Genomic DNA, 12,035 nt, shown 5'->3' with positions numbered 1-12,035 from the left:
TTTACATTCTGTCGAATTTGACAGCTATCGATTGACGTATACGACGATTTCTAAAGTCATTGCGCTGTGGTCAAACGCACTCGTCAGCGCATTTCTAGTAACTGATCCCTTCGAAACGAGCGTCGATAGAGGCTCTCACGACCAAATTCGCCCTTTCGCGCGCGACTTGCCTCATTCCCTGGTTGTGGGGGCGCGAGCTTTACAGACGGCCCTATGAGCGGGCGAGAAGCTCAGTGCGTGCCATACCGATGGCAGCCGTGCGCACATGCGGGAGACGCAGCTCTGAAGCTGGTCGGGGCCGGTCGCGAGTTGCCTATATGCATAAACGAAAAGCGGCTAGCCGCGGTGATCCTTTCGCTGATCGAAACCGCCTGCCGCGCGTGGCATTAGGCGCCAAGCTCAATGACATCGATCCATAAGCGTGGCTCGCCGACGTGCTCGCTTGCATCGCCGACTGCGCGATCATCAGGCTGTCTAACCCGCCGCCTTGGCCGGATAGGGCTTTACCGGCATTTTGCGCGCGCTTGCGTGTTCCAGCGCCGATAGCGCAACGGCGTCCCATTGAGACAGGATGTGAGCCGCATCATAGCGCCGGACGTTGGCCTCGGCGTTCGCTGCAAGGCGGGCGCGCAAGGCCTCGTCGGCCATCAGGTTGGACAGCGCATCGGCGAGCGCAGCGATGTCACCGTTTGGCACGAGGATGCCATCCTCGCCGTTTGCGATCATGTCGGTCGGGCCCCAGTCGCAGGCAAACGAGACGACGGGGAGGCCGGCGGCCATGGCTTCGAGCAGGACGATGCCCCAGCCCTCGTAGCGGGATGAGAGAACGAAGGCGTCGGCGGTTTCGAGCCAGAGGCCGGGCCTTGGCGTGAGGCCCGGCATTTCCACCCGGTTGCTGAGGCCGAGCGCGTCGCGCTGGGCTTCCAGTTCCAGCCTTGCTTCGCCTTCCCCCCAGATGACGAGCTTCCAGTCGGGATGGGTTTTGGCGATCCTCGCGAAGGCCTCCAGCAGCAGATCAAAGCCTTTTTGTCGGGTTAGCCGGCCGACGGCCGTGAGCATCTTGTTGCCGCGTCTGTTTTCCCAGCCGGCGGGCAGGTTGATGGCGTTGGGGATTACTCTTCCGTGGCGGCGGACCTCAGGCGAGAAGTAGTCGAGCGCCCCTTTGGTCATCGTCACGAGAGCGAATGCGCGCGGATAAAGGCGAAGCTGCAGCCATTTCCAAAGGGGGCCGAAGGGCTGTACCGCCGGGTTGTTGCGCTCGGAGACGATTACGGGAAGCCCGAGGCCGCGTGTCGCGACCAGCGTCAGGACATTCGTCCGGGTCAGGAAGCTCAATACGAAGTCGGGACGGGAGCGGGTGATCGTCGAGCGCAGACGATAGAGCCGTCGTGCCACCAGCCATGCGGCACGCAACTTTGTGGCCTTCTCAGTCGGCACGTCGAGCCGCTCGATGGCGACGCGTGGATCGAACTTGTAGTAGGGTTCGGAGGCAGGCGCTTCGAGGGTAATTACGGTGACGGCGCAGCCGAGCCGCGCCCAGTGACTGGCGACAAGGCTGACGACGTGTTCAGTGCCGCCGGCGCCGAGTGCTGAAACAATGATGGTTATGCGCGCACCGGCGATGCCGGCTGCTCCGACGATGTCGGCACCCTTACCCGTATCCAATTTGGCTTGCCACCTCGCTTTCCCAGCTACTTTTGTTAACAACACCTTAAATTCGGGCGATCGGACTTTCGCAGCGTAGTAAACGCGCTACTGGAATAACCGGTCGCGACGGGTCAGTGCCCGGGAGAGACACCAAAACTATCCCGCGCGGGATAAGATAGATCGTGATGCGATATAAATAAAGCGGCGTTCGCTCCCTTGTATCCGTGGTCACGAGGCGGAACGGTCCAAATCAGGTCGCTGGAATGAGCAAGCTGTCGGCGGTCGAGCGGTCAAGCCTCGGAAAAAGGGTCTTTCGTCTGCAGATTGCCGAGCAACTCTATCAGGCGCGGGGCCATATGACGGATTTCGGTCAGATGAATGGCGCTCAATCGCGTGAGGACGTCTTCAGCCTTGACGGTAAGCGCCAACGTCTGGCGGCGCTTGTCGGACGGATCGGGCTCCCGCGTCACATAGCCTGCCCCCACGAGCCGCTCGACGAGTTCGGAAGCGGTGTGCCGGGCAACGACGAGGCGCTCGGACAAGACCCCGACTGTCATGGGCACTTCGCCGCGATGGCCTTTGATGGACAGCAGGGCCTGGTGTTGTTGACTGGGGAGCCCCTCCTGCTGCGCTGCGGACGTCGAGAAGTCCATAAAACGACGCAGGATGTAGCGCAGGTTAGCCAGCGCCTCGTAGTCGGCATCCGTAAGTGCGTCTTGTTTCTTGGCCACAGACTTTGACACCAGTACTGTTTCAGCTGGCTACGTCCATACCCGTCTAGGCACCGTCTGCCAACTCCGTCTTGATTTATATCGTATTACGACATATTAGCGCTGCGGTCGATCACACCCACCGTTCCGCCGGCTCAGCAGGTATACCGATGTCATCGAAATCTTCCCGTCCGCATCAGCACGATTTCATGGGCGGCCTTGCACGCCGCGAAGCCGGCGACTTCACCACCGATAGGCGCGTGCTCCTGTTGATCGGAATGGCGCTTATCGTCGGAACGGGCGGCGCGTTTGCGGCCTGGTTCCTCGTCAATCTGATTGCGCTTGTCACCAACATCGTCTGGTTTGGGCGGGTGAGCACGCAGGAGGCGCGGATAGCCGACGTGATCTTCTCACCCTGGATGGTTTTGATCCCGGTGGTGGGTGGGCTCGTCATCGGCCTGATGGCGCGCTTCGGCTCGGAGAAGATCCGCGGGCACGGTATACCGGAAGCGATAGAGGCCATCCTGATCGGCGGCAGCCGTATGTCGGCAAAGGTCGCCGTGCTGAAGCCGTTGTCGTCAGCCCTTTCGATCGGCACGGGAGGACCGTTCGGAGCAGAGGGGCCAATCATCATGACCGGTGGCGCCATCGGCTCGCTGTTTGCCCAGTTTTTCCACATGAGTGCGGCAGAGCGAAAGACGCTGTTGGTCGCAGGGGCGGCGGCAGGCATGACGACGATCTTCGCCTCTCCAATCGCTGCCGTGATGCTCGCGGTCGAGCTTCTCCTGTTTGAATGGAAACCCCGCAGCTTCATTCCCGTCGCGGTCTCGGCCTGCGTCGCCATCTCCTGGCGCCCGCTGCTGTTCGGAAGTGGACCGCTGTTCCCGACGCATTTCCAGATCGATTTTCCGTGGTGGGGTATTCTGCTTTGTGCCGGAGTGGGGATTATTGCCGGCCTTCAGTCCGGGGTGCTCACGACTCTCCTCTACAAGATTGAAGATCTGTTCGAGCGCCTGCCGATCCACTGGATGTGGTGGCCGGCGCTCGGGGGACTTGCCGTTGGGCTTGGTGGGCTGATCGAACCCCGTGCTCTTGGTGTCGGCTACGATGTCATTGAAGGGTTGCTGAAAAACAGCCTGCCGACATCGACTGTGGTCGCCATCCTCTTGGTGAAGGCCACGATCTGGCTGATCGCTCTCTCGTCCGGTACATCAGGAGGTGTGCTGGCTCCCTTACTGATCCTTGGAGGCGCCCTTGGATGGCTGACGGGCTTGGTGCTTCCCGGAGATCCGGGATTCTGGGCGTTGCTCGGCATGGCGGCGATGATGGGTGGCACCATGCGCGCGCCGTTGACGGGAACGTTTTTCGCGATCGAGATCACCGGTGATCTCAACACGCTCATTCCCTTGCTGGCCGCCACGGTTGCCGCTTATGCGGTGACTGTTCTTCTCCTGCGACGGTCAATCCTGACGGAGAAAATTGCGCGGAGAGGCCAGCACATCAGCCGAGAATATGGTGTCGATCCATTCGAATTCGCGCGCGCTCGCGACATTATGGTCAGCACCGTCGACACATTACCGGCGACAATGTCGGTGACCGAGGTCTGTGCGCATTTCGCCGCGGCGGACGATGCACACCGGACCTATCCGGTGGTTAACGAAGCCGGTGCGCTTGTCGGTATGGTTTCGCGTGCAGACGCGCTTCGGTGGCAGCGAGGTCCGGACATCGGGGCCGACATCCTGGCTGACAAGGTATCGGACGCCTCGATCCCGATCGGGCACCCCGATGATACCGTTGGTCACATCGCGGACATCATGATTGCGACTGATGTTGCGAGGATCCCCATCACCGATCCGCTATTGGGGACCTTGGTCGGTCTTGTCACCCGCAAGGACCTGCTTCGCCTGAGGCAATCCTATAAATCCACTGAGCTGGAACGGCGGCCCTATCTTGGAAGGGTGCGGGGTCGTTGACTGATGTGGTCCGGCGGGGCGCTTGCACCCTGCTTGCCTGCGGCTAGCGGAAGGCCCCGGCTTTTTTTGGTGACCGGTTTACGTATGAAACGCGGCCAGGTGCGCGGGCAGTTGCTCGCCCTCAATGCCGCGTTCCCAACTCCTTAGCGCGACGAAAGAGCTGGTCGGCGAGCTCCAAGTCGCCCTTGAGCTGCGCCAGCAAGCCGAGATTGTAGTTTGCTTCCGGATCGTCCGGGCGGAGGCGGAGGGCAGTCAGGTAGTGTTGCTCCGCAGCAGCAAGTTCTCCGTTTTCGTGCAGCAGAACGGCCAGATTGTTGTGTGCCTCGGCATACTCCGGACACGCACGAATAGCGGCGCGGTAATGCTCCTCGGCCTTGGCCCCGTCTTCGCGTTCAAGCAGCATCGCGTAGTTGTAATGCGCTTCGGCGTAGTCAGGACGTAAATTGAGTGCTTGGGTGTAGTGGCGCTCCGCGCCCGACGTGTCTCCGTGTTTCTCCAGAAAGATACCGTAATTGTTATGCGCCTCGGCAAAGCCAGGTCGAAGGCGGATGGATTCATTGTAGTGTTGTTCGGCTCCAAACCTGTCACCAGCGATATCGAGGAGGCCGGCATACCGCAGCAATGCATCCACATAGTCGGGACGAAGTTTGATCGCCTGACCGTAATGGTACGCAGCCTCGGCTCGGTTTCCCATGGTTTCAAGGAGAATGGCTAGATTGTAGTGTGCCTCGGGGTACTGCGACCAAAGGCGAAGCGCCTCGTGATAGTGCTGGATGGCCGCGTTTGGATCTCCGTTCGCCTTGAAGAGGATACCCAGATTGTTGTGAGCTTCCGGATAGTTGCTACGAAGCCGAAGGGCTTCTTGGTAGCATCGCAGTTCCTCTTGCGAAACGCTGCCATGTGGATCCGAAAGACCGACCCCTTTCAGAAACCAGTCCTCCGCCGTCAGCCTGTCTTCGGGCCGCGCTGCAAGCGCTGCCCTGTCAACTGATGACAGCCGATAGAGCAGTCTCGTCGGAAGAAAATCTCCTCTCAACTCAAAGTACCCAGCCTCGCTGAACTCGTAGATGGGAAGGTCGACGAGTTCGAGGATCGTCTGTGTGACGAAAAGCGAATCCGGCTCAGCGCTGGATTCCACACGCTTGGCGAGGTTGATCGCCCGTCCTACCCAGGCATCTTCTTCTTCCATCTGGGAGCATTCGCCGAAATGACAGCCAACTCTGACCGGCAGATCTTGCGCGCCCGGGACAGAGAACAGTGAGCGGCGGCGCTGCTTCCAGTAGGCGATGAGCTTCAACGCGAAATGGACGGCCACATCCGCAGACTCAAACAGATAGAGATGACCGTCACCGGTGAAGTTCTCGTGTCGGCGGCCATACTGGCCCGCGAGAGAGCGCGATAGATACCGATACTCGGTGATGACGTGGGTGACGGTGTCGCGAGATACCTTATTCCACACGGCGGAGTGTCGAACCAGGTCCGTGAATACAGCGGCGAAGTAAATACTCATACCGTTCACCAGCGGAGCGCGCTATTATTTAGAGGATGCGCATATTGACAAGGGTTTGACAACGCCTTCGCTGAAGCTGAAAGGGAGCCTCATCATGCCACAATATATGGTCGAGCGACACTTGCCGGGGATCACACCAGAGCAGCTCATGGCCGCCGCTGGGCGCGCAAAGGCGGTGACCGCCGAGATGACGCAGCAGGGAAAGCCCGTGCGCTATCTGCGCTCGACGTTCGTGCCGTCGGAGGAAAAGTCCTTCTGCCTCTTTGACGCGCCCTCAGCCGAGCGAGTGCAGGAGGCGAATGAGCTTGCGCAAATTCCGCTGTTGAAGATCACCGAAGTGGCGCACATCGCCTCAGAAGATTTGGCCTGAAACCGAGGTTGGCAGCGGGCGAGCATATGACGGTTTCTTCAACCGCACCAACTATGAAGCGCCAGTTGCCAAGGCAACGGCAGATTCAAGGCCGCCGCGATTGATCGCCGAGCGCAGAGTTCGTTTATCGAGGGCCGGTCGCAACCGCGACCGGCCCTTATAGTGACTGCTATGGCATCGGCATCAATGTCGCCGCAACACTCGAAGGCTGATCCGGGAGGCGTGGTCCTGAGGCTTTGTTTGGACACTCTCCCTACACAGCCGTAAAATGTGACAAGATATTTGGCGGAGAGCAGGCATCAGCCATGGACCTTCGGCGAAGATTAGCTGCCATCGTAGTGGCCGACGTGGCTGGTTATAGTCGGCTGACCGGCCAGAATGAAGAGCTTACCCTTGCCACGTTGAAGGCTTATCGTGAGATCATTGATGGCCTGATCGCACGTCATGAAGGCCGCGTCTTTGGCAGCGCTGGCGACAGTGTTCTCGCGGAGTTTGCGAGCCCTGTCGAGGCAGTGCGCTGTGCCACCGAAATCCAACTGGAGATCGACACCCGGAACACCAACCTGCCCGAGCCGAGCCGTATGCGATTTCGTATCGGCATCAACCTCGGTGACGTGGTGGCGGACGGCGACAATCTTCTGGGCGACGGAGTAAACGTCGCTGCACGCTTGGAGGCGCTTGCCCCGGCCGGCGGGATATGCGTCTCCGAGGCGATCCATGCCCAGGTTCGCGATCGGCTCGCCCTGGATTTTGTGGACCTTGGTGAGCACAAGGTGAAGAACATCGCTCGGCCTGTGCGTGCTTATCGTGTGCCTCTTGTGTCGGAGGAGCGTATCAATTCACCCTTCCGTGGCCTTGACGCCTTTGAGTTCGAACACGCCGATCTCTTCTTCGGCCGTACACACGCTATCTGCCTCTGCATCGACCGGCTGGAACAGCTAGCGGCGAACGGCAAGTCTTTCTTGCTGATCTATGGAATGAGCGGGTCAGGAAAATCCTCTCTCCTGCGTGCGGGGCTACTCCCTACGATCACACGACCTGGCGCGGTGGCGGGCATCGCTCTGTGGCGGCGTTGCCTGTTCCGGCCGTCAGAAGGAACCGACGCGATCGCGTCATTGGCCGCCGCATTGCTTCGTGAAGATGCTTTGCCGGAATTGGCGCAAGAGACAACGGTGACGGATTTGACGCAGTACCTTCGTAGCGCACCCGAGCGCGCCCTTGGGATGATCCGCGCCGCACTTGCCAAAGCTACTATGCCTGCGCACGCCAGTGCACAGGCGCGGTTGGTGGTCGCTTTAGATCAAATGGAGGAGTTGTTCACGACTGAGGCGGAGCCGATGTCCCACACGGAACTAGTGCGAGCGCTCGCGACGTTTGCAGGAAGCGGGTTCGTTTGGGTGATTGGCACGATCCGGTCTGATTTTTTTCACCGCTGCAGCGAGGTTCCCGGTTTCTGGACGCTGAAGGATGGGCTCAGCAGCTATGAACTGTTGCCCCCGACTGGCCCGGAAATCGCTCAGATCATCCGCGAGCCGGCACGCGCAGCCGGTTTGCGCTTTGAGGAGGACGCAGATCAGGGGCGGCTCGAGGACGTGCTGCAGGAGGCAGCGGTTGCAGATGCCAGATCATTGCCCCTTCTCGAATTCATGCTGGAAGCGCTCTTCCAGGCAGGCCGAGAGCGCCGTCTGCTCACATTCGCGGCGTATAGAGCGTTTGGCGGCCTTGAAGGCGCGATTGCACGTCGCGCCGACGAGGTAGTCGGGTCGCTTCCCCCTGACGTACAGGATGCCTTGCCGGCCGTGCTCACCGCTCTGACTACAGTACGCCTCGACGAAGAGGCGATCACGGCGCGTCCTGCCTCGCTCTCGCAATGGAGCGGCCGGCCGGCGCAAATCGTTCTCGTCAACGCCATGATGGCCGCCCGGCTCCTGGCCAGCGACGAAAATCCTGCGGGCGATGCAGTTGTGCGCGTAACACATGAAGCGCTTCTCACTCGCTGGCCGCGAGCGCGGGACATTGCGTATGCGAACCGGAATTTCCTCGAGACACGTGCGCGCGTGCAGGCGGATGCTCGCCTATGGCTTTTTGACAACAAGAACCCAGACCTTCTGCTGCCCCCCGGCAAGCGGTTAGCAGAGGGCGAAGAACTTCTGTCGAGACGTGACGAGGTCGAAGACGAGATCGTCGCCTACGTCGAAGCCTCGTTGCAGATGCACCAGACCAGGCTGGCGAAAGAGCGTCAAGTTGAGCGCATGCGCATAGAGGCGGAAGAGACCACGAAGCGAGAGCGTTTGGAAAGTGAGGCTGAACGCCGAAGCTTGGCGGCCGAGGCCGCGATACGCCTTGCGCGGCGCACGCGTTACGCAGCCATCATCGCGATAAGTTTGGGCGTCATCGCCGGTGCTGGTGCGATCGCCGGATTCCATGGGCAACACGAGGCGAGACGACAGGCTATGGTGGCGCAAGTCAATGCAGACCAAGCCCGTGCAGCGGAGCGGAAGGCCATTGAGGCGCGTAACCAGGCGCTCCGCAATCAATCCCTTTCCCTCTCGCTTCTTTCTCAGCAGACCGCTATGACCGGCGACACCGAAGCCGCCATTCTGTTGGCGTTGGAGGCGTTACCGAAGGACGTTGCTGCCCCGGAACGGCCCTATGTGAAAGAAGCGGAATTTGCCCTTTACCAGGCGCTGTTCCAGCACCATCAGACCATGATATTCCGCCATGATGCTGGCGTGACATATGCCGCTTTCAATGCAGGCGGAGACCGTATCGTAACGTCGTCTTACGACCGGACCGCGCGCATCTGGAACGTTGCAAACGGGACGGAAATGGCCGTCTTGAGGGGCCACCAGGGCGCGGTCGAAAGCACTTCCTTCAATCCGGACGGCAGTCGTGTCGTGACGGCCAGCCGCGACGGTACGGCGCGAATCTGGGACGTCGCGGCAGGCAAACAGATCTTCGTCCTTCCCCAGCCTGGCCACGTTCACACCGCGATGTTCAGCCCTGCCGGCACGCGGGTGCTCACCGGATCGGATCAAGGAGCTTTGACTATCTGGGATACAAAGACCGGCGGAAGAACTGAAATCGCTGAGAGCTTCGGGACAACGTCGGCTGCGTTCAGCCCTGATGGTCTGAGTGTCGCGGCCGGCAACGGGCATGAACGTTCTGTTCGCATCTGGAGGATTGAGAACCGTCAGTTAATCAGAAGCCTGGACAACCAGTTTTGGCCCGATGAGGTCGTATTCAGTCCCGATGGCAGCAAGATCCTGGCAGCCTCATGGGGCACAATAACATGGACCATGGCGTCCCGCCTTTGGGATGTGCCGAGCGGAACCCTGATTGCGTCACTCCTCGGTCACACCAGCGATATTCATGGTGGCACCTTCAGCCATGACGGCCGCTATATTGCGACGGTCTCCCTCGATGGCACGGCGCGTCTTTGGGATGGCATATCCGGCAATATGCGTCGCGCGCTGGGGCAGGAAACCGGTGGACTCAAGCTGTCTGCTTTCCAAGCCGCGGATGGCGACCAGAAAATGAATTGCGCATTCAGCCCTGACGACCGGCTCCTCGCCACCGCTGCAAAGGAGAATGCGGTCCGCATATGGGATGTTGAGAGTGGCACTGAATTCGCGACTATCAGAGGACATCGTGGGCCAGTCACACACGTGGCTTTCCGTCCCGACGGTAGTGGTCTCCTTACGGCCTCGTACGACGGTACGGCCCGACTGTGGGACATCGATGGCGTCCTGGCGACTACCTTACGACACCAACACCGACCGGCGTTTGCTGTATTCAGCCCGGATGGAAAGCGCGTCATGACCGGGGATACCATCGCCCGCATTTGGGATGTGGCGAGCGGCCGCGAGACTACGAGACTTGAAACCGATGGCGATGCGGTCGAGTACGGGACCTTCAGTCCGGATGGCCGCGTCGTTGCGACCGCTTCTTCGTACGGCCGTATTACGCTTTGGGACGCCGAGAGCGGGCGCGCGACACGTCGGTTGGCCGTCAACGGCACGGCAGTCGTCCATATTCAGTTCAGCCCTCGCGGCGACCTGCTGGCATCGGCGTCCGCGGATGGAACGGCGCAGCTATGGAACACGTCGACGGGTGCCAAAGTGGCCGTTCTGACGGCAAGCGCGAACTTGCGGAAGGTTCTGTTCAGCCCCGATGGCAAGCTTGTAATCACAGCGTTGACAGACGGCACGGCGCGGCTGTGGAGGACGGACGGAACCGAGGTGGAAATTCTGGCTGGGCATCAGAAGCGGATCACGGCGGCCGTCTTCAGTCCCGATGGAGGTCTGGCTGCGACCAGCTCGCTGGATGGGACCGCCCGCGTCTGGTCCACTACAGATGGCAGTGTCGTCGCCACGTTGAGAGGCCATGGCGATGGGTTGACAGATATCGCTTTCAGCCAGGATGGACGATCAATCGTGACCGCTTCGCGCGATGGTACGGCCCGCATTTGGAATGTTCCCGATGGAACGGAGCGGCAAATCCTCAGAGGGCACGATGGCGCGCTGAACTACGCCGCATTCAGCCGGAATGGCTCATTCGTTGCAACGGCATCTTTTGAAGACCACACGGTGAGACTGTGGGACGTGGATGCGGGCCGTCAGGTGATGCTCCTTGACAATCAGCGGGATGCAACGGACACGGAACCAAGTTCAATGAGGCCAGCCTTTAGCTCTGGTGGAACCGAGATCGCAGTCGCTTCCGCGTACCGAAAGGTACAGATCATTCGGGTTTTTCCGACAACTGGGGAGCTCATCGCTTTTGCCCACAGCATCGTACTGCGCGACCTGACCCCCTGCGAGCGAAAGCGCTTCTTCTTGCCGGTTGACGGTCAACGGGCAGAATGCCGGAGCTAGGAGAACCGGGAGCAATGCAAGAAAGTTTCCGGTCGGAAAACAGATCGCTGCCGCTCATTAAATCCGGAACGACGCTCGGCGCAGCTGCAAAGATATTGACGAATTCCACCTAAGACACGGCTTTCGCCACCGACACGAACGGTCGCCGCATCGGACTGGTGACACTTCGCCAGATCACGTCAGCTCTGTCATCCGCTGTCGAGGAGCCACAGGCGGCCGTTGCTTAAGGGGACGGCCGTTCGTTTCTTTGCAGATCCACAGGGCTGAAGCCTTGTGGATCTGCACATGACCAACTTCCGTAGTGCCCGGCACGCATACGCCCGACGCCAGCTTTCTGATGAGTTCCATAAACCGGAAAGCGGCCGCCCCGGTCGAATTGAGGGAACGTGTGAGTTGGTAACTCCGCGCACACCCTACATCGCCGTCTACACGTTGACAGTCGCCCGCGTTAAACTTGGGAAATGACTGCACGGGGACTATATTGCAGTCAATGAAGGCACCTGCGAGGGTCTGACTATGGCTATTCTGACAGCACGAAATGTACCTGATGAAGTGCACCGGGCTTTGCGCGTTCGGGCGGCGAATCACGGCCGTAGCACAGAGGCGGAAGTCCGCGAGATTCTGGAACGTGCGGTAAAGCCCGAACAGCGTATTCGCATCGGCGATACCTTGGCTGAGTTGAGCGGGCGGCTTGGCTTGACCAATGATGATTTTGAAGTGTTCGACCAGATGCGAGACAAAGCGCCGGCGGAGCCAATGAGGTTTGAATGATCGTCCTGGACACGAATGTCGTCTTGGAGGCGATGAAGCCGGCTCCGGATTTGGCTGCGCGCAATTGGTTGAATGACCAGGTAGCCGAAACCTTGTACCTGTCCAGCGTAACGCTGCGGAACTGCTGTTTGGCATCGGTGCGCTACCGGAGGCATCAAGTTTCTAGGGCAGCAAAACCGA

7 protein-coding genes and 1 pseudogene are annotated in these 12,035 nt (G+C 60.0%); 5 read left to right on the top strand and 3 right to left on the bottom strand.

Translation table 11 applies throughout. The features are described from left to right. Window positions 1–474: 474 nt before the first annotated feature. Together ASE71_RS28490 and ASE71_RS28485 are read right to left on the bottom strand one after the other, a co-directional pair. The gene (locus ASE71_RS28490) at window positions 475–1,665 is read right to left on the bottom strand and encodes a glycosyltransferase family 4 protein (RefSeq protein ID WP_060521293.1); all 1,191 of its coding nucleotides are present in this window, start codon (window positions 1,663–1,665) and stop codon (window positions 475–477) included. A 272-nt stretch (window positions 1,666–1,937) separates the two neighbouring features. Then, complete coding sequence (locus ASE71_RS28485; protein ID WP_060521341.1) at window positions 1,938–2,378, bottom strand: MarR family winged helix-turn-helix transcriptional regulator; 441 nt, start codon at window positions 2,376–2,378, stop codon at window positions 1,938–1,940. 149 nt (window positions 2,379–2,527) lie between these two features. Between ASE71_RS28485 and ASE71_RS28480 the strand changes: the two genes are divergently transcribed. Then, the gene (locus tag ASE71_RS28480; protein WP_060521292.1) at window positions 2,528–4,330 is read left to right on the top strand and encodes a chloride channel protein; all 1,803 of its coding nucleotides are present in this window, start codon (window positions 2,528–2,530) and stop codon (window positions 4,328–4,330) included. A gap of 121 nt (window positions 4,331–4,451) precedes the next feature. Here ASE71_RS28480 and ASE71_RS28475 read toward each other — a convergent pair whose 3' ends face one another. Next, on the bottom strand, window positions 4,452–5,840 hold the full coding sequence (locus ASE71_RS28475) for a tetratricopeptide repeat protein (protein WP_060521291.1): 1,389 nt from the start codon (window positions 5,838–5,840) through the stop codon (window positions 4,452–4,454). A gap of 94 nt (window positions 5,841–5,934) precedes the next feature. On the opposite strand from ASE71_RS28475, the gene ASE71_RS28470 reads away from it, so the two are divergent. From ASE71_RS28470 to ASE71_RS35350, 4 genes and pseudogenes are all read left to right on the top strand, one after another. Further along, window positions 5,935–6,210, top strand: a complete 276-nt coding sequence (locus tag ASE71_RS28470; RefSeq protein ID WP_060521340.1) for a DUF4242 domain-containing protein — start codon at window positions 5,935–5,937, stop codon at window positions 6,208–6,210. A 305-nt stretch (window positions 6,211–6,515) separates the two neighbouring features. Beyond that, on the top strand, window positions 6,516–11,084 hold the full coding sequence (locus ASE71_RS28465; RefSeq protein ID WP_060521290.1) for an adenylate/guanylate cyclase domain-containing protein: 4,569 nt from the start codon (window positions 6,516–6,518) through the stop codon (window positions 11,082–11,084). Between the two features lie 516 nt (window positions 11,085–11,600). Then, entirely contained in the window at window positions 11,601–11,855 is a 255-nt protein-coding gene (locus ASE71_RS28460) for a FitA-like ribbon-helix-helix domain-containing protein (protein ID WP_060521289.1), read from the top strand. Beyond that, window positions 11,852–12,006 (top strand): annotated as a pseudogene (locus ASE71_RS35350) (PIN domain-containing protein); the annotation flags it as partial. The gene ASE71_RS28460 and the pseudogene ASE71_RS35350, both read left to right, overlap by 4 nt. Window positions 12,007–12,035 lie beyond the last annotated feature (29 nt).

This window comes from Ensifer sp. Root954 (assembly GCF_001429005.1).
GTDB lineage: Bacteria > Pseudomonadota > Alphaproteobacteria > Rhizobiales > Rhizobiaceae > Ensifer > Ensifer adhaerens.
Note: the sequence above shows the minus strand (reverse complement) of the source record. Positions and strands in the feature narration are given on the sequence as shown.